The sequence below is a fragment of the Pseudomonas sp. P1.31 genome, from assembly GCF_001269815.1.
In the GTDB taxonomy this organism is placed as follows: Bacteria; Pseudomonadota; Gammaproteobacteria; order Pseudomonadales; family Pseudomonadaceae; genus Aquipseudomonas; species Aquipseudomonas rustica.
In genome coordinates, this window is the sequence record NZ_LHVN01000044.1 from 157,129 (window position 1) to 179,516 (window position 22,388).

At 59.6% G+C, this 22,388-nt stretch carries 22 protein-coding genes and 1 pseudogene; 5 read left to right on the top strand and 18 right to left on the bottom strand.

The features are described from left to right. Nucleotides 1-5: 5 nt before the first annotated feature. The 16 genes and pseudogenes from tssH to AD669_RS26830 all read right to left on the bottom strand — a co-directional run bounded on the left by tssH (nucleotide 6) and on the right by AD669_RS26830 (nucleotide 15,375). Nucleotides 6-2,663 (bottom strand): type VI secretion system ATPase TssH, encoded by a 2,658-nt coding sequence (tssH, locus tag AD669_RS26755; RefSeq protein ID WP_053125095.1) that lies wholly within the window; start codon nucleotides 2,661-2,663, stop codon nucleotides 6-8. 11 nt (nucleotides 2,664-2,674) lie between these two features. After that, nucleotides 2,675-3,682 carry a type VI secretion system baseplate subunit TssG gene (gene tssG, locus AD669_RS26760; protein WP_053125097.1) on the bottom strand — a complete coding sequence of 336 codons (1,008 nt, stop codon included), beginning with the start codon at nucleotides 3,680-3,682 and terminating at the stop codon, nucleotides 2,675-2,677. Continuing rightward, entirely contained in the window at nucleotides 3,646-5,433 is a 1,788-nt protein-coding gene (gene tssF, locus AD669_RS26765) for a type VI secretion system baseplate subunit TssF (RefSeq protein ID WP_053125099.1), read from the bottom strand. Before tssF ends, tssG begins: the two co-directional genes overlap by 37 nt. Before the next feature lie 27 nt (nucleotides 5,434-5,460). After that, a complete protein-coding gene (locus AD669_RS26770; RefSeq protein ID WP_053125101.1) occupies nucleotides 5,461-5,913 on the bottom strand; it encodes a hypothetical protein in 453 nt (150 codons plus the stop codon). Then, nucleotides 5,910-6,269 (bottom strand): hypothetical protein, encoded by a 360-nt coding sequence (locus AD669_RS26775; RefSeq protein WP_053125103.1) that lies wholly within the window; start codon nucleotides 6,267-6,269, stop codon nucleotides 5,910-5,912. The genes AD669_RS26770 and AD669_RS26775 overlap by 4 nt, the downstream gene beginning before the upstream one ends. 40 nt (nucleotides 6,270-6,309) lie before the next feature. Beyond that, the gene (locus AD669_RS26780) at nucleotides 6,310-6,687 is read right to left on the bottom strand and encodes a hypothetical protein (protein ID WP_053125105.1); all 378 of its coding nucleotides are present in this window, start codon (nucleotides 6,685-6,687) and stop codon (nucleotides 6,310-6,312) included. 22 nt (nucleotides 6,688-6,709) lie between these two features. Continuing rightward, nucleotides 6,710-7,117 (bottom strand): hypothetical protein, encoded by a 408-nt coding sequence (locus tag AD669_RS26785; RefSeq protein WP_172680175.1) that lies wholly within the window; start codon nucleotides 7,115-7,117, stop codon nucleotides 6,710-6,712. Then, nucleotides 7,114-7,338, bottom strand: a complete 225-nt coding sequence (locus AD669_RS28875) for a hypothetical protein (RefSeq protein ID WP_256218970.1) — start codon at nucleotides 7,336-7,338, stop codon at nucleotides 7,114-7,116. The genes AD669_RS26785 and AD669_RS28875 overlap by 4 nt, the downstream gene beginning before the upstream one ends. A 1,243-nt stretch (nucleotides 7,339-8,581) precedes the next feature. Beyond that, a pseudogene (locus AD669_RS29115) lies at nucleotides 8,582-8,899 on the bottom strand (PAAR domain-containing protein); the annotation flags it as partial. Nucleotides 8,900-8,910: 11 nt separating this feature from the next. Next, on the bottom strand, nucleotides 8,911-9,318 hold the full coding sequence (gene tssE / locus AD669_RS26800; protein ID WP_053125113.1) for a type VI secretion system baseplate subunit TssE: 408 nt from the start codon (nucleotides 9,316-9,318) through the stop codon (nucleotides 8,911-8,913). A gap of 9 nt (nucleotides 9,319-9,327) precedes the next feature. Further along, nucleotides 9,328-10,803 carry a type VI secretion system contractile sheath large subunit gene (gene tssC, locus AD669_RS26805; protein ID WP_042561804.1) on the bottom strand — a complete coding sequence of 492 codons (1,476 nt, stop codon included), beginning with the start codon at nucleotides 10,801-10,803 and terminating at the stop codon, nucleotides 9,328-9,330. Nucleotides 10,804-10,829: 26 nt separating this feature from the next. Then, a complete protein-coding gene (gene tssB / locus AD669_RS26810) occupies nucleotides 10,830-11,333 on the bottom strand; it encodes a type VI secretion system contractile sheath small subunit (RefSeq protein ID WP_053125115.1) in 504 nt (167 codons plus the stop codon). 32 nt (nucleotides 11,334-11,365) lie between these two features. Beyond that, a complete protein-coding gene (gene tssA / locus AD669_RS26815) occupies nucleotides 11,366-12,928 on the bottom strand; it encodes a type VI secretion system protein TssA (protein WP_053125117.1) in 1,563 nt (520 codons plus the stop codon). Between the two features lie 641 nt (nucleotides 12,929-13,569). Further along, complete coding sequence (locus AD669_RS26820) at nucleotides 13,570-13,845, bottom strand: HU family DNA-binding protein (RefSeq protein ID WP_003213368.1); 276 nt, start codon at nucleotides 13,843-13,845, stop codon at nucleotides 13,570-13,572. Between the two features lie 192 nt (nucleotides 13,846-14,037). Beyond that, on the bottom strand, nucleotides 14,038-15,186 hold the full coding sequence (locus tag AD669_RS26825; RefSeq protein WP_053125119.1) for an FAD-dependent oxidoreductase: 1,149 nt from the start codon (nucleotides 15,184-15,186) through the stop codon (nucleotides 14,038-14,040). 21 nt (nucleotides 15,187-15,207) lie between these two features. Continuing rightward, nucleotides 15,208-15,375 (bottom strand): rubredoxin, encoded by a 168-nt coding sequence (locus AD669_RS26830; RefSeq protein WP_007954349.1) that lies wholly within the window; start codon nucleotides 15,373-15,375, stop codon nucleotides 15,208-15,210. Nucleotides 15,376-15,576: 201 nt separating this feature from the next. On the opposite strand from AD669_RS26830, the gene AD669_RS26835 reads away from it, so the two are divergent. Continuing rightward, nucleotides 15,577-16,137, top strand: a complete 561-nt coding sequence (locus tag AD669_RS26835; protein WP_053125121.1) for a chorismate lyase — start codon at nucleotides 15,577-15,579, stop codon at nucleotides 16,135-16,137. Further along, nucleotides 16,137-17,027, top strand: a complete 891-nt coding sequence (gene ubiA, locus AD669_RS26840; RefSeq protein ID WP_053125123.1) for a 4-hydroxybenzoate octaprenyltransferase — start codon at nucleotides 16,137-16,139, stop codon at nucleotides 17,025-17,027. Before AD669_RS26835 ends, ubiA begins: the two co-directional genes overlap by 1 nt. Before the next feature lie 115 nt (nucleotides 17,028-17,142). Here ubiA and AD669_RS26845 read toward each other — a convergent pair whose 3' ends face one another. Next, nucleotides 17,143-17,526 carry a hypothetical protein gene (locus AD669_RS26845; protein WP_053125125.1) on the bottom strand — a complete coding sequence of 128 codons (384 nt, stop codon included), beginning with the start codon at nucleotides 17,524-17,526 and terminating at the stop codon, nucleotides 17,143-17,145. Nucleotides 17,527-17,677: 151 nt separating this feature from the next. Here AD669_RS26845 and phoB point away from each other — a divergent pair, with 151 nt between their 5' ends. The 3 genes from phoB (at nucleotide 17,678) to AD669_RS26860 (ending at nucleotide 21,256) form a co-directional block, all read left to right on the top strand. Beyond that, complete coding sequence (gene phoB / locus AD669_RS26850) at nucleotides 17,678-18,367, top strand: phosphate regulon transcriptional regulator PhoB (protein WP_007896474.1); 690 nt, start codon at nucleotides 17,678-17,680, stop codon at nucleotides 18,365-18,367. Nucleotides 18,368-18,505: 138 nt separating this feature from the next. After that, a complete protein-coding gene (phoR, locus tag AD669_RS26855; RefSeq protein ID WP_256218981.1) occupies nucleotides 18,506-19,792 on the top strand; it encodes a phosphate regulon sensor histidine kinase PhoR in 1,287 nt (428 codons plus the stop codon). A 123-nt stretch (nucleotides 19,793-19,915) separates the two neighbouring features. Further along, complete coding sequence (locus AD669_RS26860) at nucleotides 19,916-21,256, top strand: hemolysin family protein (RefSeq protein ID WP_053125129.1); 1,341 nt, start codon at nucleotides 19,916-19,918, stop codon at nucleotides 21,254-21,256. Between the two features lie 169 nt (nucleotides 21,257-21,425). Here AD669_RS26860 and AD669_RS26865 read toward each other — a convergent pair whose 3' ends face one another. Beyond that, complete coding sequence (locus tag AD669_RS26865) at nucleotides 21,426-22,322, bottom strand: peptidoglycan DD-metalloendopeptidase family protein (protein ID WP_053125131.1); 897 nt, start codon at nucleotides 22,320-22,322, stop codon at nucleotides 21,426-21,428. Nucleotides 22,323-22,388: the final 66 nt, after the last annotated feature.

Sequence of the window (22,388 nt, forward strand, 5' to 3'; positions counted from 1 at the left end):
CCACCTCAGGCGAACTCGCACGTCACACTGGCTTCGCCGTCGAGCGTGGCGTGCACGCGCTTCAGGCTTTCACCGGTGGCCATGGCGTCGAGCAGACGATCGGCCACCAGCGGCAGCACGTGTTGATCGAGCAGATGATCGATCAGGCGCGCGCCGCTGTCGCTTTGCGTGCAGCGCTCGGACAAGTGATCGACGAGGTTCTGGCACCAGCTGAAATCCAGCTGACGACGGCTGAGGCGCTCGCCGAGACGACCGAGTTTGATCTCGATCAGCTCGCGCAATACCGGGCCGCCGACCGGGTAGTACGGCACCACTTTCATCCGCGCCAGCAGCGCCGGTTTGAAGTGCTTGCTGAGCACCGGGCGAATGGTTTCTTCGAGCACTTCGGCGGTCGGCCGTGCGCCGTTTTCGCAAAGGTCGCTGATGCGATCGCTGCCGAGGTTCGAGGTCATCAGGATCAACGTGTTGCGGAAGTCGATCTCGCGACCTTCGCCGTCGTTGGCCACGCCTTTGTCGAAGATTTGGTAGAACAGGTTGAGCACGTCCGGATCAGCCTTCTCGACTTCATCGAGCAGCACCACCGAGTACGGTTTCTGCCGCACGGCTTCGGTGAGCATGCCGCCCTCGCCGTAACCGACGTAGCCTGGCGGTGCGCCGATCAGGCGCGAGACGGTGTGCTTCTCCTGGAACTCGGACATGTTGATGGTGGTGATGAAACGGTCGCCGCCGTACAGCAGATCAGCGAGGGCCAGCGCGGTTTCGGTTTTACCGACGCCGCTCGGGCCGACCAGCAGGAACACACCGACTGGCGCATCAGGTTTGTTCAGGCCGGCAGCGGTGGCGCGCATCGAGCGATCCAGTGCGTGCACGGCTTGTTCCTGACCGCGAATGCGCGTGCGCAGATCGGTGGCGAAACTGGCGACTTTGGCGTTGTGCTCGCGAGCCAGTTGCGCCAACGGCACGCCAGTCCAGGCGCTGATCACTTCGGCGACCAGACGCGGGCACACTTCGAAACTGACCAGACGTTCTTTGACCTGGGCGGCAGTCAGCGCGCTGTGGGTTTCGTTGAGTTGGGCTTCCAGCGCTTCGACGCTTTGGCCTTCTTCGACCTCGGCAGCGAGGGTTTCGATGACGGTGCCTTCGGCGTCTTCTTCAACGCTGAGCACCGGTTCAACGGCAGCGGCTTCGCGGGCCTTGGCCAGTTGCTGACGCAGATCGAGCAGGCGCTCGGCCAGGGTTTTCTGTTCAGTCCACAGGGCTTCCAGCGCGACCATTTCGTCTTCGGCGTCGTCGAGACGTGCTTCCAAAGCCTCCAGCGCTTCGTGATCGATCAGCAGACCGGCCTCGGCGTCACGGCGCAGGGCCTGACGCTGACGGCCACCTTCAGCCAGTTCGCCACGTAGACGCTCCAGGCTTTCCGGGGCAGCGGCGAGGCTGATGCGTACGCGGGCGCAAGCGGTGTCGAGGACATCGACGGCTTTGTCCGGCAGTTGCCGACCGGCCAGGTAACGTGCGGACAATTCCGCCGCCGAAACCACCGCGTCATCACGCAGATAGATACCGTGGCTTTTCTCATAAACCTGGGCCAGACCACGGAGGATGGTCACCGCTTCGCTGACGGTCGGTTCGTGTAATTGCACCGGTTGGAAACGACGGGCCAGTGCCGGGTCTTTCTCGAAGTATTTCTTGTACTCGGCCCACGTGGTGGCGGCGATGGTGCGCAGTTCGCCACGGGCCAGTGCCGGTTTCAGCAGGTTGGCCGCATCGGAACCGCCAGCATTGCCGCCCGCGCCGATCAGCGTGTGGGCTTCGTCGATAAACAGAATGATCGGTTTTGGCGAAGCTTTGACTTCGTCGATCACGCCTTTGAGGCGACGCTCGAACTCACCTTTGACGCTGGCGCCGGCCTGCAACAGGCCCATGTCCAGCGACAGCAGCTCGACGCCTTTGAGCACTTGCGGCACTTCACCGGCAGCGATGCGCGAAGCCAGTCCTTCGACAATGGCGGTCTTGCCGACACCGGCCTCACCGACGACGATCGGGTTGTTCTTGCGGCGACGGGCGAGGATGTCGACCATCTGCCGAATCGCGCCGTCACGGCACAGCACCGGGTCGAGTTTGCCGTCGCGGGCCTGTTGGGTCAGGTTGTGGGTGAAGCGCTGCAACAGTGATTCGCCCTGCGCCGCCGGTTTGCCGTTGGCCGCCGGTTGCTCCTGTTGCGACAGGGCAAATTCTTTCAGGCGATCGATGTTCAGCTTGGCGAGCAGCGGCTGATAACGGCTGCCGGCGTAACGCATCGGGTTGCGCAACAGCGCGAGGATCAGCGCGGCGTCTTCAACCTGGGTCTGACCGAGTTCGAGGTTGGCCACCAGCAACGCATCTTGCAGCCACTGCACCAGTTCCGGGGCGAACACCGGGTTGCGCGAAGCGCTGTGCTCGACGCGCGATTGCAGCGCCGCGCTGAGTTCACCGGCGTCGACATCGGCGTCTTGCAACGCGCGGGCAAGCAAGCCGTTCGGACGTTCGAGCAGGCCGAGCATCAGGTCTTCGACGAGGATCTTGCTACCGCCACGGGCGACGCAACGCTCAGCCGAACGCTCAAGATCACGACGGGTTTCGGCGTCCAGCGCCTGGATGAGTTGTTGCAGGTCTACGTTGATCATGGCTCACGTCCTTAATGAATTTTGCTGCCCAGGGTCACCACGCCGTCCGCTTTTTCGCGGCCCAGCCAACTGGTCCAACCGAGGCGACAGGCGTTCTGCTCACCGATGCGCAGTTCGCGGATTTCTTCCTGGCGCAGCACCAGGCGGATGTCGTAATCGAGCGGGTCACGCAGGGTGAACCGCACCAGCGCGCAGAGCGGCTGGTAACCAAAACCGATCGGCAGAAATTCATGGAATCGCTGCCAGTCGAGTTCGGTGATGTGAATGCGGAATTTGCCGCTGCGGTCGCGCACGTGCTCGCCGAGCACCAGGTCTTCGCCGAGCAGGCTGTTGGCGCGGCCCAAACGATTGCGCTGTTCTTCGAGAATCTCGACGCGGCGCTCGATGCACTGCTCGATGACCAGGTCTTCGTGCTTGAAGTAGTAACGCAACACGGCTTCGATCAGCGCAGCCGAGTGCGCGCGCAGACTGAGCAAACCGAGGTACGGCAGCAGGCGTTTCCAGTTGAGTTCCTTGGCCTTGCGAATCTCTTCGCCACCGAGGCCGATCAGCGCAAACAACTGCGCCGAAAACGGGTCGAGCGCGCCGCTCTGGAAGCTTGCGCGGTAGCGGTATTTGCGCCAGATCGGCAGCATCAGCCGTTGCAAACGATGGTGGAACAGGTCGAGGAAGTTGCGCGTCGGGTTGCCGTCTTCGCTATCGCCCAAGGCTTGTTCGCCATAGAACGCCGGCAGCGGCGAACCGGAACCGACCAGGCCGATCAGGTTGAAACGCATGCGCGCGCGCATCTGCCCGTGCTCTTCGAAAAACTCCACGCGATCGACGTCGCTGCCGGGAAAACCCAGGCTCGGATTGGCCTGGAATTCCAGCTGATCGTACAAATCGTCTTCGCTCAGGTACGGGTGTGCCTCGCGCAGCCGATCGATCACCAGCAGCACTGCCTGAAACAGCGAGTACTCGCGTATCGCCTTGGTGAGCCCGCTTAAAGCAGGGGCTGCAGGCCCATACGTGGTGTCCATTGGTACACCTCTCCCTGTGTGCTTTTTACTCGCAGCTCGTGGAATGAATTGAGACTGGCGTAAAGCGCGAAAAACTCGTTAAGAACCGAAGCGAAGACGAACAGATCGCCTTCGCCGATATACCCTTCCGGGTCGATGGTCAGCTCGGTGCGCAAGCCGCGTACCGGCAAGCCACGGTGCAAGCGATCGACGTGGTGGTGCTTGATATTCTTCAGGCCACCGAGCAGGCGTTTGCTGACCTTCTCTGCGTGCTGGTCGTAGTAGCGCGGCAAGTCGTAGGTTTCGAGAATCACCTTCAACGCATTGACGTCCGCCAGCGACAGATAGTTAAGCGACATGTTGCTGATCAGCTTCCACAGGAAGTCACGGTTCAGCGGCGGCGCGAAGCTCGACGTGGCCGGGGTGATGTTGCGGAAACTGAGAAACTCCGGCGTCTCTTCGCAGGCCACACAGATGTCGCCGAGCTTGAGCTTGCGCGGCAGATTCTGGTTGGTGCAGATCAGCTCGATCGACAGGGTTTCGTGGGCTTCGGTGTGGCGAATGCCGAAGCTCAAATAAGTGTCGAGGCCGTCGTGCAGCAAGGACGAGCGCTGGCGAATGCTGTAATGCGGACGGCTGTTGGGCACGTCGAAACTCGGGTCGTGCTCGAAGGATTCGAACGGCACGTATTCCTGATAACCGAGGCCGCCGGGCTTCCAGCCCGTCACGGTTTCCACCGAGAACACACCGCAGTTTTCCAGATCGTATTCCGCGGGCAGCAGCAGGTATTCGTCCTGCTTGCCGTCGAGACGAATCGGCAACGCATCGTGGGCAAACAGGTTGGCGATCGGCGTGCAAAACAGCTTCACGTTATCCAGTGTCGGGCGCATGCGCAGGATGCCGCTCTTGCGAATGTCGAAGCGCAATTCCAGGCCGCGCATCTGCTTGAGGGTGTCCTGCGGCAGCGCGTTGAGGATGTCCAGACCGTTGACGTCGACGAAGAGGAATTTGTCCTGAAAGGCGAAGTATTCCTGCAGGTAGCGATAGCCACGGAAGGTGTTCAGCGGATACGGGATCAACGCTTCTTCTTCGGCAAAGCCCACCGGGGTGACCCGGTCACCGGGAATCTTGAACGCCATCGGCTTGCCGCTGACGCCATCAATTGGCTTGCCGGCGCCGTCGAGCGGAATCAGTTCGATGCCTTCGAGGTTGCGCAGCAGGCTCAGGTACAACATCTGGCTGATGTAACGCTCGCCGGCAAAGTGCAGGCGCAGCTTGCTCAGTTCCAGCTCACCGAGGTGGCCGTCGGCACTCATTTCCAGACGCAGGCTGAGCAGCGAGCCGTCGCCCTTCACCGAGTAATTCAACGCCGCGAGATCCAGCGGCAACACCTCAGTCGGGTAGCAAGTGCGGAAGCGGCAACGCACGTCTTCGATCGGCTTGCTCTCCACCGGCGTATCACGCTCGACCACCAGCGCCGGGCCCGAACGCTTGAGCGGATCGAACTGCAAAATGCTGAACGCCGGCAGCGGGCGCATGTAGTTGGGCCAGAGCAATTGCATCAGCGAATGGCTGAGCTCCGGCAGTTCGTCATCGAGCTTCTGGCGCAGGCGCCCGGTCAGAAACGCAAAGCCTTCCAGCAACCGCTCCACATCCGGATCCCGCCCGGCCTGGCCCAGATACGGCGCCAGCGCCGGACTACGCTCGGCGAAACGGCGACCGAGTTGGCGCAGTGCGGTGAGTTCGCTTTGGTAGTAGTGGTTAAAGGACACGGGGTACCTGCCTGGTAGTGGAACTCATCAAAAAAATATCCTGTAGAGCGCGACCGTCACGCCGGCACAGACGTAACCGCCAATCAGGAGAAACGGCACAATCGAGATCCAGCCGTACGCCATGTAAGCGTCACTGGACGGCCCGACGATCAGACTGAACAAGCCATACAGCATCCATGGCACGGCGTAGAACGGGATGAACTTCACCGGCGCCCACCAAACCATCCGCAGTGCCTGTTGCTCGTTGCGGCTCTGCGCCGATCGGGACATCCACAGCGAAAAGCCCAGAAGCCCGGGAATTCCCCACCACAACAAGTACTGCCAATAAATTCCGGACGACTCGGGTGTTGAATACTCGCCATTCCACAGGTCACAGGAACTGATCGCCAACACCGCCATCAATGGCCACCACAATGCAGCCATGAAGAAGCTGAGTTGCGCGCGACCGAGCATGAGCATCTCGCTTGATGAGTCGGTCATCGGCGAACCTCCACAGCGTGATCCATGCACCATGTGCGGACATCACGCTTGTCGAAGCCTGCGCACCAATTGTCTTTTGCGATTACGCGATATGAATGTTCAGGGACGTACGCAAAAAAGTAATAGTTGTCCCTGTCCTCACCGTAGAGCCAGTAAGACGAAGAACCTTGATTGATTTCGTAAGGTTCGAATGTCCAGATGGACGACTGCGCAGGGATAAAATTTTCGCGGTCCATTAGCAACATCAACGCGTTGGAAAGCGCGTGCGCAGCAAAATAGAGCATGCAGGCGATCGCTCCCACCACGAGTAGCAAGCGCTGCAGCCAAATCATTGCGAAGCGACCTGAATCGGTCATGCGTCCGTCTCCTGCCCCGGGGTCGCTGGCACATATTTATTCATCGCTGCGCAACTCCCTGTTTTTGCGGCGTGATCGCGACACCCGTATAGACATAGAGTTCTTCACCGTCGTAGCCACCAATTGCCGCAGCGCTGAGTGGATGACTGTCCCTGTTGCCATAGCGAACCCAGCCTTCAGTCCACATCTCACCATTTTCTTGACGAATTTCTACGTAATAGTCCGGCGCTTCGTGCTTGGTGATCTCGACAAAAACCCCGCCATCCTCGGCGCCAATCCACAACGCGTGGGGATGAGCGAACAGCTTTGGTTCGGTCGAACTTTCCATTCGCAACAGCAACGCAAATCCCACCAGAATCGTCAGCAAACCGACCGAGCAGAGGAAAGCGACAAGGCATTGCCAGGCTCTGAGTTTCATCGAGCCGACCCGAACATGTGCTTCATGGGCAGAAAGCCCCGGTATCGATCGTCCAAGAGCGGACAGCTTTTTCTTCAGTTTTTTTGATGCTCGCTACTGCATTTCGCAACGTCTGCGCATCGATGGACTTAGTCCCGTTCTGGCTTTTGATCGACAGGCTGTACTTGTCGCTGATCTGACCCGATACGTCTTCACCGAATGACTGGTAGTTGCCGATAGAACTGCGCTGGTTCTGGTTTAACGTGAAGCTGCGTGGCTGATCGTCATAGTTGGAGTCGTTCGCCAACGCCAACTCCAGTGGTACTCCACAAGTGTTCAGCAGGTAAACATCATTGCGATAGACCTGCTGCGCAGCGCATGCAGCCAGCGAAACGAAGCACGCGAAGAAGCTTACCCATCTCATCATCAAAATCGTCCTAGGCAGTTTCATGGACAAACCGAAGCCTCGCTGATTGTCCACTCGCGCTGTGTCCCTTGACTGACCTTCTGCACGCCACTCAGGCGCCTCTTCAACTCCAGAGCGCCGATAATCCTGGTGCCAGCAGCATCGTTGATCTTCAACAGATGGTTATGCGGGATCTGCTCCATCACATCCTCACCATAGGAAGCAAAACTCGCGACCATGGCACGGGAATCCGGTTCGGCAGTCATGTGGCGATCCTGCGAATACAGGTTCGAGCCGTTGGAAACCCTCATTGCCAAGCGCTGGCCACAGCGGTTTTCGACATACACATGGTTGTTGTACACCTGCTGAGCAGCGCAGCCATAAAGGGAAACGAACGGCAAGATGAGACCGGTCAACCTAGTCATCGAACTCGACCCTTGCCAGCCAAAGCAGGCTTTTGACGTCCTGTTCAGACGCCGCCATTCTTTTTTGCAGATCAGCGGAGGACTGCGTGTAACTGCTGAAGTAATGCATGACATCCACCTCGCCGGCGTTCGGCGTCGGGTGGTTGTCCTTAGGGTTTTGCATCAATGTCGATGTTTCTTTGTGAGTCCAGGAGTAACCGGGGATGATTCCACCGCCGTACTCATTAAGAATCAAATGACCAAACTCATGAGCCGACGTTTCTTTGAACTCTTCTCTGGCAATGTCTTTAGCGAACTCTGGAGATCGACGTCGTTGAACAACGTAGCTTTCATAGGCATAGCCGGCGTTGTGATAAACCTTTCTTGCAATAGCCAGGCTGGTGGAACGTCCGAAGTCCGCCGACAGCGAATCAATCAGAGGGAAATTCCCGGCTTTGGGCTCGACGTTGATCTCGGTTTTGACGGTGACTTTGTAAAGGCCTTTGCTGGTCGTGATGCCCTCGGCGATACCGCCGCCGCGTGAGCCATTACGCGACCAGTACAACTCGATACCTTCCTTGGCCCAGCCGAGCAACGTGCTGAAAGGCGTGGGTACCAGTCCGGGTGTGGAGCCACTGCTGCCGCCATCCGAAAAGCTCGGGCGTAACGTGACTTCAACGGTCTTGGCGTTGCGGTCAACACGCACATCGACCCATTTCACCTTTTTAGCCGAGCAATCAAGCTTCACTTCAGTCACTTGCTGCTTCCCCGCCCCGGTCGCGGTGAGGCGCACTTTCAGGTTCGGGCTTTTCAGGACTTTGGTATCGAGGATGCCGGCCGTGTCGTAGCCGTCCCATTGCCATGGGTGTTTGCCTGGCGGGAGGAACGGCGCGGTATTGGCTTCGGCGTATACCAGCTTCTCGCCGTCCAGCACTTCCAGCTTCACACTGTCAGCTGCGTCCATGCGGTTCTCGACGACGAAATCGACCAACTCACGGTTTTCCGATGTTCCTGATTTCAGCTCGTCGAAGTCTGGAATTTCCAGCGGCGTCAGTACCGAGTTGCCACCGGACTTCAAACCCAGTCGGTAATCCAGCGCCGCGACAACCGCTATAGCGGCAAGCCCCGAAAATGGCGCGGGCGAATGCGAATTTCCGATAATCACCGTCCCGGATCCAGCCGTAACTTTGTTGCCGTGTGTCCCCACCGAATCAACCGTCGCGGCAGGTTTGCCGTTGATCAAAACAGTGGTGGCCAAACCTCCCGACATCGCACCACCACACGCCGAGGCATCGCCCTGGCGGGCGGCCGCGAGGCCGTCGAAGAACACGTCGCCGGAACCGGCGGCGATCGGGTTGGTGCCGTGGCCGGGGAGCGGGCAAGCGGTGGGGTCGGATACGCGTGCTGCGGGTTTGCCAGACATCGGGAATCTCCTTAGTTGACCTTCACTTGTCCGCTGCCATCCAGGCGCGCGGCGAAACTGACCTGGCGCTTGAAACCATCAACTTCCAGCAGGCCTTCGATGCTGAAGGCCAGGCGCAGCTGATCGTGATCACGCGGCAGGGAAATGACACGCACGTTGCTCAGGCGCGGCTCGTAGGCTTCGATGAAGCATTCGATGGCCAGACGGGCCTGACTCAGAGAGTCGTGCAGGCTCAGACGCATGTCATTGAGATCGGGCAACCCGTAGTCGGACAGCGTTTGCACGCTGCCGGCCCGGGTGCTGAGCATTTTGGCCAGATGGGCAGCCACGGACGCCATGGCGGAAACCTCGCGGCTCCAACCACTGCGTTTTTCTGCGTCGCCATTAAGGCGTTCGAAAAGGCTGCCGTATCCGTCCATGAGTCGCTCTTACTCTTTGTCCAGCTTGCCAACCAGCGACAGGGTGAAATCGGCACCCATGTACTTGAAGTGCGGACGCACGTTCAAGCTCACGCGGTACCAGCCCGGCTCGCCTTCAACGTCGCTGACGATGATTTGCGCAGCGCGCAGCGGACGACGGCCACGCACTTCGGCGCTCGGGTTTTCCTGGTCGGCAACGTACTGACGGATCCACTTGTTCAGTTCCAGCTCAAGGTCGGTACGCTCTTTCCACGAACCGAGTTGCTCGCGCTGCAGCACTTTCAAGTAGTGAGCCAGGCGGTTGACGATCATCATGTACGGCAGTTGAGTGCCGAGCTTGTAGTTCAGCTCTGCAGCCTTGCCTTCTGCGCTGATGCCGAAGAACTTCGGCTTCTGCACCGAGCTCGCGGAGAAGAACGCCGCGTTGTCTGAGCCTTTGCGCATGGTCAGGGAGATGAAGCCTTCCTCGGCCAGTTCGTATTCACGACGGTCGCTGACCAGAACCTCGGTAGGGATCTTGGTTTCGATTTCGCCCATGCTTTCGAAATGGTGGAGCGGCAGGTCTTCAACAGCGCCACCGCTCTGTGGGCCGATGATGTTCGGGCACCAGCGGAATTTGGCGAAGCTGTCGGTCAGCTTGGTGCCGAACGCGTAAGCAGTGTTGCCCCACAGGTAGTGCTCGTGGCTGTTGGCAACGGTTTCCTTGTACACGAACGATTTCACCGGGTTTTCTTCCGGGTCGTACGGGTTACGCAGCAGGAAACGCGGCACGGTCAGGCCAACGTAGCGGGAGTCTTCCGAAGTCCGGAAGCTCTGCCATTTGGCGAATTGCGGGCCTTCGAAGTGGTCTTTCAGATCTTTCAGATCCGGCAGGCCGGTGAAGCTTTCCAGACCGAAGAATTTCGGGCCGGCCGCAGCGATGAACGGCGCGTGAGACATGCAGGCAACGCTGGACACGTACTGCATCAGTTTCACGTCAGGCGAGCTTGGCGACATGTAGTAGTTGGCGATGATCGCGCCCACCGGCTGACCACCGAACTGGCCGTATTCAGCGGTGTAGATGTGCTTGTACAGGCCAGACTGCATGACTTCCGGCGAATCTTCGAAATCGTCCAGCAGGTCTTCTTTGGAGACGTTGAGGATTTCAATCTTGATGTTTTCGCGGAAGTTGGTGCGGTCGACCAGCAGCTGCAGACCACGCCACGACGATTCCAGCGCCTGGAAATCCGGGTGGTGCAGGATTTCGTCCATCTGACGGCTGAGCTTGGCATCGATCTCGGCGATCATGCGGTCAACCATGGCTTTCTTGACCGGCTCACCGTTGTTCTGCGGCTTGAGCAGTTCTTCGATGAAGGCCGACACGCCGCGTTTGGCGATGTCGTAGGCTTCGTCGTCCGGGGTCAGACGGGTTTCGGCGATGATGCTGTCGAGAATGCTGTACTCGCCGCTCGCGGCGCCTTTCTCTTGTGCTGCGCTAGTGCTCATTGTGTTGGCTTCCTTGGCTGCTGGGTTCAGGCGTCCGGGGCTGCGGCGTTGAGGCCCAGCTCACCGAGTACGCGACCGCGGGATTCGTCGTCGGCGAGCACGCCTTCGATGGCTTTACGGAACGCAGGGGCGTTACCCAGCGGGCCTTTGAGGGCCACCAGCGCATCGCGCAGTTCCATCAGTTTTTTCAGCTCAGGCACTTGCTCGACCAGGCTGGCCGGGTTGAAGTCCTTCATCGAATTGACGCGCAGCTGCACGCCCAACTCTTCCGTGCTGCCTTCTTCCTGCAGACGGTTCGGCACGTTCATCGACAGGCTCAGCTCTTGCTTGGCCAACACCTCGTCGAAGGTCACCTTATCGATGCTGATCGGCTTGCGATCTTCGATCTTGCGTTCGTCCTTGCGGTGGGTGTAGTCACCGATTGCCAGCAGCTTCAGCGGCAGTTCAATCTCTTCCTGAGCACCGCCGGTGGCGGGTTTGAAGGTGACGTTGATGCGTTCCTTGGGGGCTACCGAGCCTTCTTTGGCCATGGCTTTTCTCCTTGCGGTTGTGGCCCTGGGGCCTATTCGAGTACCACTTCGAGATCGAGGTGGCACAGCCTGCGATAAATCTCTTCCTTGCGTTCACGTACGGCATGGTTCTGCGGCAACAACTCGCAGCAGCTATGCAGTAAATGCAGCACTTCCAATGCAAGATCGGGCTCCCAGGCGTGCAGGCCTGAGTCCTGTAATGTCTGATCGAGGGTTTCCAGCTGGTTCTTGGCCAGTTCGTATTTCTTGGCCATGAAGCACAACCGTGCGAGGGCGAACTGCCAGAAGAAACGCACGCGCCCACCCTGAGCGGCTTGCAGTCCTTGCTTGAGAATCTGCACGGCAGGCTTGAGGCCTTCCTTGCGCAGAATCGGCAGCACCTCTTCGAGGGCTTTTTCCCAGGCAGGCTGGGTTTCGACGTTGTCGCTTTCGACCTTGCGCGGCGCGCTGGCGCTTTGCAGATGCGGGATGACGTTAGCGGCGATCCACGCCCGAGTAGCGGGATCGGCGAACGGTGCGCCGTCATGGAAACGCAGTTCGATAATGCCGGGCAGCCGTTGAACCAAAAGCGCGAAGTGGATTTCCACTTCGCGCATGGCCAGCTCGGCGTTGAGGTTCTGGAGACATTCCCAGACCATCCTCTGGCCATCGAACCAGAACGGCGCCTTCGCCAGGCTCGCCTCCAGTTCCACCAGCAAATCCGCGTATTTGCCCTGATCGAAACGATCCTGATAGAGCTTGAGCTTATCGACCGGCAGGCCGCGCAGCATGGTGATCTGCTCGGCGTTGCGCTCAGGCACCGCGTCGATGGTCATCCACAACAGCGTGCGGTTGAGGCGCAAGGCGCGCAGGTCAGTGGCTTTCTGCTTGAGCCACCAGGCACACAACGGGCGAGCGCTGTCTTGCTGGGCGCGCAATGCTTTGTGCGCGTCTTTTTCGTTGTCGATCGGCGCGCCAGGGGTGAGCAACTGGGTCGCGGCCTGCTTGACTTGCGCCACCGCTGCGCCCACCACACCGGGGGCCGGCTGATTGTCGGCAGCGCGCTGGATCATGGTTTTCAGGCGACGGGAGATCGGCAGCAGCAACGGCGACTCATCGCCCAAGTGCTCAGCGCAAGCGGCTTCAAGACCGGTGAGGTGATCGGAGAGCTGCCGAAACATCGGCAACTGCTCTTTGATCGCAATGTTTTCGGTGATGACCTGCTCAAGACGCGGCACCAGCCAGCCGATGGCGGCGGCACGGGTGCGGGGTTTGAGCGGGTGGACGTCGGCCCAGTTGTTTTCCGACAGATGGTGCAGCAAACCGAGGCCGGCCAGCAGCCCGGGGAAGGATTCACGCTGGTACAACGACCAGGTCAGCCAGGCGCCGACACGCAAATCCTTGGATTGGGTACGCAGCAGGTTTTCGCTGTTCTCACGGATTTTCAGCCAGTCGATCTGCCCGCTTTCGTGCATCGACGAGGCTTTGCTCAGCTCGCTTTCCAATGCCTCGAATTCGCTCGAAAAACGAACGTCTTCGCCCGCGAAATTCTCTTTGGAAACAGAGACTTTTGCGAGTTCGAGGTAATGAGCGGAAAGTTTGCTTGAGTAGGACATCCATGGCCTTTATTAAGGATTACGGTCATGCGCCTATTGGAATTGCATCGGCGCGGGACAGTATCGAAGAGCGGGTACGGGACTCATCCAATTGAGTTTGTGCTCTTTCAAGTGCGCGCATCGTAATCACTATGATGGCCACTAGCAAGCATCTGATTAAACAACAAGACGAAGTGTTCTTTAAATCACGTAGGAGGTTTCCCTATATTCCGTCAGGGAATCCCCGATGCCATTTTAATAGCATCGCTCTGGTCGAACCGGCCGCAAAGCCTCGATCCAGAGCAGTCGCCAGCGCCCTTGAGAACAGGAGCCGGACGAGTCGCCGGAAGCAGAGCGGAGCATGACAAGTTTTGAAAAATCCCGATGTAGGAAAATTCTGAAAGACTTCATTGCTGTTTCAATTAAACGCCGCGTGACAACAGACAATTAAAAAAGTGCCATCACAATGATGGCTTTTATATAGGAGGGATTATCGGCCGAGTGGATTGCATACAATGTGCATATTGTTGCAAGAGTATTAATGGCGATCGCCATACAACGATATGTAGAAACCATCAGGCATAAAAAATGGGCATCCGATTCAATCGGTATGCCCACTTTTCCGCAACCGTTCTCCCCATTATTTAGGGAGTTCGTTGCAATTATGGATTGACGCTGTCTTTCAACGATTTGCCTGGCTTGAACGCAACGGTGTTGCTGGCCTTGATTTTCACCGGCTCGCCGGTTTGCGGGTTTTTGCCGGTACGGGCGCCGCGGTGGCGTTGCAGGAAGGTGCCGAAGCCCACCAGCGTGACGCTGTCCTTGCGGTGCAGAGCGCCGGTGATTTCTTCGAGAACGGCGTTGAGAACGCGGTTGGCCTGTTCTTTGGTCAGATCTGCTTTTTCAGCGATTGCAGCGGCGAGTTCTGGTTTACGCATTAGTGAAGCCCCTTTGACGGTTTTTTGTTGTTATGTCCGTGCTGTCCTCGTTGGAACAGCGCCCAAGGCGCCGCAGGTGCTCTACTCTGCGGCAGACGGGAGTGAGGATGGCACGCGGTTAAAGCCTGCGCCAGTCTCACCCGGATCTTTGTGGGGGCAAAAGCGGGGTGATTCCGACAGAACGACCGGTATTTACGCCAGCAAGGCTGGAAGCTGTTTGTTCAGGGCGAGTTTTTCCATCACCGCCGCGCCCGTCAGCGCATAACCGAGCAACTGACCGTCTGCGTTATGGCACAACGCTTTGACGTCGGCGCCCTGCCCTTCGACCGTCCAGACGCCTTCGCTACCGCGTGGCGGCGGCGAAACAACCAACGGGCACACCGGGGTTTTCACGGTGATGGGCATAGGGCCGTAGGTCACCGCTGTAGGGTTTCCCGCCAGGGTTTGTGCCAGCGCACGCGCACAGCTCATGAGGGGCATTACGTACAACAGATTCAGCCCATCGACCTCGGCGCAATCGCCCAAGGCGTAGATATTGGCGTGGGACGTCTTCAAATGGCGATCAACCACGACACCGCGATTGACCTGCACGCCGGCAGCCGCCGCCAGATCGATGCGCGGGCGCAGACCGATGGCCGAGACCACCACATCGCAGGCGATGACCTGACCGTCGGAGAGGTGCGCTTCCAGACCCTCAGCAACTTTCTGCAAACGGGTCAGCACCGGGCCGAGGTGGAATTTGGCGCCGAGGCTTTCCAGTCCGGCCTGCACAGCGGCGGCAGCGGCCGGGTGCAACAGCGTCGGCATAACCTGCTCGCACGGCGCGACCAATTGCACTTCGTAGCCACCAAGGATCAGGTCATTAGCGAATTCGCAGCCAATCAGACCGGCGCCGAGCAGCAGCACGCGGCGCCTGCCGGCGGCTGCGGCACGGAATCGCGCGTAGTCTTCGAGATCATTGATCGGGAACACCAGTTCGGCACCATCGCCTTCGACCGGCACGCGCACGGTTTCCGCGCCCCAAGCGAGGATCAGATCGCGATAGCTGACAGCTTCTTCGCCGATCCACAGACGCTTGTGGCCGGCATCGATTCCGCTGATGCGCGTGTGGGTGCGCACTTCGGCTTTCAATTGCTCGGCCATGACGCCCGGCTCGGCCATGCTCAGGCCATCGGCGTCTTTGTTTTTGCCGAAACCGGTGGAGAGCATCGGCTTGGAGTAAGAGCGGCCGTCATCGGCGGTAATCAACAGCAGCGGAGTTTCGCTGTCGAGCTTGCGAAATTCCCGGGCCAGGTTATAGCCCGCCAGGCCGGTGCCGATGATGACGACTGGTGCGCTCATGCCTTACTCCTTTGGATTTACTTAGTTGATTTCGATCATTTCGAAGTCCATTTTGCCGACGCCGCAGTCCGGGCACAGCCAGTCTTCCGGCACGTCCTGCCACAGAGTGCCCGGCGCGATGCCGTCATCCGGCCAGCCGTCGGCTTCGTTGTAGATCAGGCCGCAGACCACACATTGCCACTTTTTCATTCAGGTACTTCCTCAGGGGTTCAGGCTTTTGCCGGCGCGGACGGTCGATGGGTGTTGCGCTGCCGTCCGGCTCAGCGCGTTTTGTACTGATGGAGCCGCGCAGATGCAAGCCTGTTCGGCGCAACGGCGACCCGGATCGCTCAATATCGCAGCTCGCCATGGTAAGCTCGCCGCCTCATTTGCGGCCAATAATGACTCATTGTGCAACAGACAAATTCCTCTCCGGCCCCGCTCTGGCTGACTCAAAGCCGACTGACGCCCCTCCCCGATTCGTTGACCCTCGACTGGCTGTTCGACGAAGGCTCCCTGACCCGCCGACTCACCCGTTTGTCTAACGACGGCTTCAGCGTGACGCCCTTGTTCGAAGGCTGGGACACCCTGCGCGCCGACGAATGCGCGGCGCTGGATCTGGCCGCAGGCAGCGAAGGCTGGGTGCGCGAGGTGTATTTGCGCGGCCATGGCGAGGCTTGGGTGTTCGCCCGCAGCGTCGCTTCGCGCGCCGCGTTGCAGGGCGACGGTTTGCACATGGACGAACTCGGCAGCCGCTCGTTGGGCGAGTTGCTGTTTTGCGATCAGGCGTTCCAGCGCCGCGCACTCGAAGTCTGCCACTACCCTGAAGAATGGCTGCCGCCCGCCGCCAAGGCGCCCGCACTGTGGGGCCGTCGTTCGCGTTTCGACCGTGGCGCGCTGAGCGTGCTGGTCGCGGAAATCTTCCTGCCGAGCCTGTGGCGCACCGCCCGCGCCCATCCGGAGAACTGCTGATGTATCAGAGCCTGCTCAAGTCCCTGAACCGTTTGAACCCGCGCGCCTGGGATTTCATTCAGCTGACCCGGATGGACAAGCCGATCGGCATTTACCTGCTGCTGTGGCCGACCCTGTGGGCGCTGTGGATTGCCGGCAAAGGCTCGCCATCGCTGGCCAACGTGGTGATTTTTGTCCTCGGCGTAATCCTCACCCGCGCCGGCGGCTGCGTGATCAACGACTGGGCCGATCGCAAGGTCGACGGCCACGTCAAACGCACCGCGCAACGGCCATTGGCGGCCGGCAGGATCAGTTCGAAAGAAGCGCTGGTGTTTTTTGCGCTGTTGATGGGCGTGAGTTTTCTGCTGGTGCTGTGCACCAACGCGCCGACCATCTGGTTGTCGCTGGGCGGTCTGGCGCTGGCGTTCACTTACCCGTTCATGAAGCGCTACACCTATTACCCACAGGTGGTGCTGGGCGCGGCGTTCTCGTGGGGCATGCCGATGGCGTTCACTGCGGAGACGGGAGAGCTGCCGGCGGCGGCGTGGCTGCTGTGGATCGCCAACCTGCTGTGGACGGTGGGTTACGACACCTATTACGCGATGACCGACCGCGATGACGATTTGAAGATCGGCGTGAAGTCGACGGCGATTCTGTTTGGCGAAGCGGATCGGGTGATCATCCTGAGTTTGCAGGCGTTGTCGTTGGGCTGCCTGTTGCTGGCAGGGTCGAAGTTTGAGTTGGGGACGTGGTTTCACCTTGGTTTGCTGGTCGCTGCCGGTTGCTACGCGTGGGAGTTCTGGTACACGCGGGATCGCGACCGGTTGCGCTGTTTCAAGGCGTTCTTGCACAACCATTGGGCCGGGTTGGCGATATTCGTCGGGATCGTGCTGGATTACGCACTGCGCTAAACATAGAACCTTGTAGGAGCAAAGCTTGCTCGCGAAGACGTCGTATCAGTCAGCACATGCGTTAACTGACACACCGCTTTCGCGAGCAAGCTCAGCACCTACAAAGGCAATGCGGTTACTTGGCTTTGGCGACTTTCCAGGCGCCGTCCATTTTGCCGTCACCGGTCATGTCACCGGCCTTTTTGTCCATCACGAAGGTGTACAGCGGCATGCCTTGGTAGGCCCACTGCATTTTGCCGTCGTCACGCTTGATGACAGTCCAGTCACCCATCGACTTATCGCCCGCCGCAGCCATCAATGGCGGCCAGTTCGTCGCGCACTTGTCATTGCACATCGACTTGCCCGCAGAGTCCTTGGCGAAGGTGTACAGGGTCATGCCCTTGTGATCGGTGTACATGCCGTCCTTTTCCATCGCCGGGTCGGCGGCGAATGCCATCGATGGCAATGCCAGGGCAGCGGCAAGCATCAGCGCTTTGAAAGAAACAGTCATTTGAGTCATGGAAACCTTCTTTTGTGGTTGTCAGGATTCGGACTTAAAGCTTAGTTCAGGATCGCGCCAATCGCCGGGCGACTAAAATACTGTCACACGACTGCAATAATTCCGTTATCTAATGCGGCGCAAGACAGTTAAATGACAAGAGGATTAAGGCATGGTTGGCAGGAGCATTCTGATCGTCGACGACGAAGCGCCCATTCGCGAAATGATCGCCGTTGCGTTGGAAATGGCCGGCTATGACTGCCTCGAGGCAGAGAACTCGCAGCAGGCGCACGCCATCATTGTCGACCGCAAGCCGGATCTGATCCTGCTCGACTGGATGCTGCCAGGCACGTCCGGCATCGAGCTGGCCCGCCGCCTCAAGCGTGACGAGCTGACCGGGGATATCCCGATCATCATGCTCACCGCCAAGGGCGAAGAGGACAACAAGATCCAGGGTCTGGAAGTCGGTGCCGACGACTACATCACCAAACCATTTTCCCCGCGTGAACTGGTCGCCCGCCTCAAAGCCGTGTTGCGCCGCGCCGGCCCGACTGATGGCGAAGCGCCGATTGAAGTCGGTGGCTTGCTGCTCGACCCGATCAGCCACCGCGTGACCATCGACGGCAAACCGGCCGAGATGGGCCCGACCGAATACCGTCTGCTGCAATTCTTCATGACCCACCAGGAACGCGCCTACACCCGTGGCCAGTTGCTGGATCAGGTCTGGGGCGGCAACGTCTATGTTGAAGAGCGCACCGTTGACGTGCACATCCGCCGCCTGCGCAAGGCACTCGGCGACGCCTACGAAAATCTGGTACAAACCGTGCGCGGCACTGGCTATCGGTTTTCCACCAAGGCATAAAACAGCAGCTGCAAGCGTCTAGCTACAAGCGGCAAGTTGAAGCCGATCCGCTTTAGCTTGAAGCTTGTGGCTTGAAACTCGAAGCTGCGTTAAGGACGCTCCGTGAATCAAAACTGGCATGGCACCCTGATTCGCCACATGCTATTGCTGGTCACCGCCTGCCTGGTGATCGGCCTGATCACCGGCTATTACGGCTGGAGCCTTGCTGCAGGTCTGGGTATTTACCTGGCCTGGACGCTCAAGCAGTTGCTGCGGTTGCATGAATGGCTGCGCCTCCACGAACCCGATGAAGCACCGCCCGATGGCTATGGCCTGTGGGGTGAGGTGTTCGACAGCATCTATCACCTGCAACGCCGCGACCAACGCGTACGCGGACGTCTGCAAGCGGTGATCGACCGGGTTCAGGAATCCACCGCCGCGCTGAAAGACGCGGTGATCATGCTCGACAGCGACGGCAATCTGGAATGGTGGAACCGCGCGGCGGAAACCCTCCTGGGTCTGAAGACCCCGCAGGACAGCGGCCAACCGGTGACCAACCTGGTGCGCCATCCGCGCTTCAAGGAGTACTTCGAGCAAGACAGCTACGCCGAGCCGCTGGAAATCCCCTCGCCGACCAATGATCGCCTGCGCATTCAGCTGTACATCACCCGCTACGGCAACAATGAACACTTGATGCTGGTGCGCGACGTCACGCGCATCCATCAGCTGGAACAGATGCGCAAAGACTTCATCGCCAACGTTTCCCACGAACTGCGCACACCGCTGACGGTGATCTGCGGCTATCTGGAAACCCTGCTCGACAACGTCGAAGAGGGGAACCCGCGCTGGAGCCGAGCCCTGCAGCAGATGCAACAACAGGGCGGACGCATGCAGACGCTGCTCAACGACCTGTTGCTGCTGGCGAAACTGGAAGCCACTGATTACCCGTCGGACAACCAGCCAGTACAGATCGACACGTTGCTGCAATCGATCAAAAGCGATGCGCAGCAATTGTCCGGCGCAAAAAACCAGCACATCACCCTCGAAGCCGATGCGAGCATTCTGCTCAAGGGCAGCGAGGCGGAGTTGCGCAGCGCGTTTTCCAATCTGGTGTTCAACGCGGTGAAGTACACCCCGGCCGAGGGCAATATCCGCATTCGCTGGTCGGGCGACGATCAAGGCGCGCACCTGAGCGTGCAGGATTCCGGGATCGGCATCGACAGCAAACACCTGCCGCGCCTGACCGAACGTTTCTACCGCGTCGACTCCAGCCGCAACTCCAACACCGGCGGCACCGGGCTAGGCCTGGCCATCGTCAAACACGTGTTGCTGCGCCATCGCGCACGGATGGAGATCAGCAGCGTGCCCGGCCACGGCAGCACGTTCACCTGCCATTTCGCCCCGGCTCAGGTGGCACATGCACGGGCGATCAGCGCCAGCGAATGATGCCGCCCGGCACGCGCCACTAGGCAATCGCCCGGTCAGCCGCTACATTGGCTGACTTGTGCCTGCCTTTCAGGCGCGGCTTTTACCTTTTTTTGAATCATACGGAACCCGCAAAACTCCATCATGGACCCTTCCCCTGGCTTGTCCCTCGCAACAATATTTGCCGATTTCGGCATGATCCTTTTTGCTCTGATCCTGGTTTTGCTCAACGGCTTTTTCGTTGCGGCGGAATTCGCCATGGTCAAACTGCGCTCGACCCGCGTCGAGGCCATCGCTGAACAGAACGGCTGGCGCGGGCATATCCTGCGCACCGTACACAGTCAGCTCGATGCGTACCTCTCGGCGTGTCAGCTCGGTATCACCCTCGCCTCCCTGGGCCTGGGCTGGGTCGGTGAGCCGGCGTTCGCGCACATTCTTGAGCCGCTGCTGAGCGCGGTCGGTGTGCAATCGGCCGAGGTCGTCAAAGGCGTCTCGTTCTTCACCGCGTTCTTCATCATTTCGTACCTGCACATCGTCGTCGGCGAGCTGGCCCCCAAGTCGTGGGCGATCCGCAAACCGGAGCTGCTGTCGCTGTGGACGGCGGTGCCGCTGTACCTGTTCTACTGGGCGATGTACCCGGCCATTTACCTGCTCAACGCCAGCGCCAACGCGATTCTGCGCATCGCCGGCCAGGGCGAACCCGGCCCGCACCACGAACACCATTACAGCCGCGAAGAACTGAAACTGATTCTGCACTCCAGCCGAGGCCAGAACCCCAGCGACCAGGGCATGCGTGTGCTGGCCTCGGCGGTGGAAATGGGCGAGCTGGAAGTGGTCGACTGGGCCAACTCCCGCGAAGACCTGATCTCGCTGGAATTCAACGCGCCGCTGAAGGAAATTCTGGCGATGTTCCGTCGCCACAAGTTCAGCCGTTATCCGGTGTACGACAGCGAGCGTCAGGAGTTCGTCGGCCTGCTACACATCAAGGATCTGCTGCTGGAACTGGCGGCGCTGGATCACATTCCCGAGTCGTTCAACCTGGCTGAACTGACCCGTCCGCTGGAGCGCGTGTCGCGCCATATGCCGCTGTCGCAGTTGCTGGAGCAGTTCCGCAAGGGCGGCTCGCACTTCGCCGTGGTCGAGGAGGCTGACGGCAACATCATCGGCTACCTGACCATGGAAGACGTGCTGGAAGTGCTGGTCGGCGACATTCAGGACGAACACCGCAAGGCTGAACGCGGCATCCTCGCCTATCAGCCGGGCAAGCTGCTGGTGCGTGGCGACACGCCGTTGTTCAAGGTGGAGCGTCTGCTCGGCATCGACCTCGATCACATCGAAGCGGAGACCCTCGCCGGCCTGGTCTATGAAACCCTCAACCGCGTGCCGGAAGAGGAAGAAGTGCTGGAAGTCGAAGGCCTGCGGATCATTATCAAAAAGATGAAAGGCCCGAAGATTGTGCTGGCGAAGGTGTTGATGCTGGATTGATCAGGATGGCGGGCGGCTTTTGTGGCGAGGGGATTTATCCCCGATGGAGGGCGCAGCCCTCCCAAAGCCAGCAAACGCGATCTGTCAGGTATGGCGAGGTTGTAGGATTTGGGGCTGCTTCGCAGCCCATCGGGGATAAATCCCCTCGCCACAGTTGATCTTCACCGCATCACTGTTTGCCCAACGCAAAGTTGGGCAACGCGCCCAGTGGCTGGTTGAACTGATACGGAATCGATACCAGCCCCTGCCCCGTGTTGCGCTGCACCACAAAGTGCAAATGCGGGCCGCTGCTGTTGCCGGTGTTGCCGGACAGCGCCAGCGGACTGCCGACCGTCACTTGCTGCCCTTCCCTGACGCTCACCGAACCTTGCTTCAAATGCAGGTACACACCCATCGTCCCGTCATTGTGCAAAACCCGCACGAAGTTGCCGGACGGGTCGGTGCCGCGACCGCTCTGTGAGTTTTCGACCTTCACCACAACGCCCGCGCGCGCCGCGATGATTGGCGTGCCGACCGGCATGGCGATGTCCATCGCGTAACGATTCTTCGGCCCGAAGTGGCTGTACTGCCCCTCAGCACCCTGACTCAAGCGAAACGGCCCGCCGCGCCACGGTAGCGGATAGCGATAGCTCTGCGCGACGCCAACGGGGTTGCCGAGGGAATATTGAAACTGCGGTGAGTATTGCAGCGGTTGGCCAGCGGTTATCGGCGTCAACATTGCCATCCGGGTTTTGCTGCGCGCCGGCAGCACCCGACGGATGGCTTTTGCCGGCGCACCGCGCACGTTGCTCAGGCTGATAAACGCCAGCGCGATCTCGACCGGCGCGTACAGGTCGTTGCGCACGAACACCACGTCGCCGCCCTTCTGCTTCTTGATGTCGAGGTACACCTGACGCTCCAGGTGCTCGACCATGCGATCCTGAAACACGAACTCCTTCGCGCCTTTGCTCGGGCGATCGCTGTACGAGACCACACCGTTGGCATCGGTGGATTTGTAGACAGTGACGGCCACAGCCGAGGTAGAGGCCAAGAGAAAACCGCAGAGAAACAGCAGGCGCGCGAACATGGGCAAGAGTCTGTCGAAGGAAGGCCTGAAAAGAGCCTAGCAGGTGAAACAGACCGGGGGAGTCGA

Excerpts from the sequence above, each read along its gene's own strand:
- AD669_RS26830 (WP_007954349.1), bottom strand. The coding sequence starts at position 15,375 with ATGAAAAAGTGGCAATGTGTGGTCTGCGGCCTGATCTACAACGAAGCC.
- AD669_RS26860 (WP_053125129.1), top strand. The coding sequence starts at position 19,916 with ATGGACCCTTCCCCTGGCTTGTCCCTCGCAACAATATTTGCCGATTTC.
- AD669_RS26770 (WP_053125101.1), bottom strand. The coding sequence starts at position 5,913 with ATGACCGACTCATCAAGCGAGATGCTCATGCTCGGTCGCGCGCAACTC.
- tssC (WP_042561804.1), bottom strand. The coding sequence starts at position 10,803 with ATGAGCACTAGCGCAGCACAAGAGAAAGGCGCCGCGAGCGGCGAGTAC.
- AD669_RS26775 (WP_053125103.1), bottom strand. The coding sequence starts at position 6,269 with ATGACCGATTCAGGTCGCTTCGCAATGATTTGGCTGCAGCGCTTGCTA.
- AD669_RS26845 (WP_053125125.1), bottom strand. The coding sequence starts at position 17,526 with ATGACTCAAATGACTGTTTCTTTCAAAGCGCTGATGCTTGCCGCTGCC.
- AD669_RS26825 (WP_053125119.1), bottom strand. The coding sequence starts at position 15,186 with ATGAGCGCACCAGTCGTCATCATCGGCACCGGCCTGGCGGGCTATAAC.
- ubiA (WP_053125123.1), top strand. The coding sequence starts at position 16,137 with ATGTATCAGAGCCTGCTCAAGTCCCTGAACCGTTTGAACCCGCGCGCC.
- AD669_RS26785 (WP_172680175.1), bottom strand. The coding sequence starts at position 7,117 with ATGAAACTGCCTAGGACGATTTTGATGATGAGATGGGTAAGCTTCTTC.
- tssH (WP_053125095.1), bottom strand. The coding sequence starts at position 2,663 with ATGATCAACGTAGACCTGCAACAACTCATCCAGGCGCTGGACGCCGAA.
- tssB (WP_053125115.1), bottom strand. The coding sequence starts at position 11,333 with ATGGCCAAAGAAGGCTCGGTAGCCCCCAAGGAACGCATCAACGTCACC.
- AD669_RS26865 (WP_053125131.1), bottom strand. The coding sequence starts at position 22,322 with ATGTTCGCGCGCCTGCTGTTTCTCTGCGGTTTTCTCTTGGCCTCTACC.
- tssA (WP_053125117.1), bottom strand. The coding sequence starts at position 12,928 with ATGTCCTACTCAAGCAAACTTTCCGCTCATTACCTCGAACTCGCAAAA.
- phoR (WP_256218981.1), top strand. The coding sequence starts at position 18,506 with ATGCTATTGCTGGTCACCGCCTGCCTGGTGATCGGCCTGATCACCGGC.
- AD669_RS28875 (WP_256218970.1), bottom strand. The coding sequence starts at position 7,338 with ATGACTGCCGAACCGGATTCCCGTGCCATGGTCGCGAGTTTTGCTTCC.
- AD669_RS26780 (WP_053125105.1), bottom strand. The coding sequence starts at position 6,687 with ATGAAACTCAGAGCCTGGCAATGCCTTGTCGCTTTCCTCTGCTCGGTC.
- tssG (WP_053125097.1), bottom strand. The coding sequence starts at position 3,682 with ATGGACACCACGTATGGGCCTGCAGCCCCTGCTTTAAGCGGGCTCACC.
- phoB (WP_007896474.1), top strand. The coding sequence starts at position 17,678 with ATGGTTGGCAGGAGCATTCTGATCGTCGACGACGAAGCGCCCATTCGC.
- AD669_RS26820 (WP_003213368.1), bottom strand. The coding sequence starts at position 13,845 with ATGCGTAAACCAGAACTCGCCGCTGCAATCGCTGAAAAAGCAGATCTG.
- tssE (WP_053125113.1), bottom strand. The coding sequence starts at position 9,318 with ATGGACGGATACGGCAGCCTTTTCGAACGCCTTAATGGCGACGCAGAA.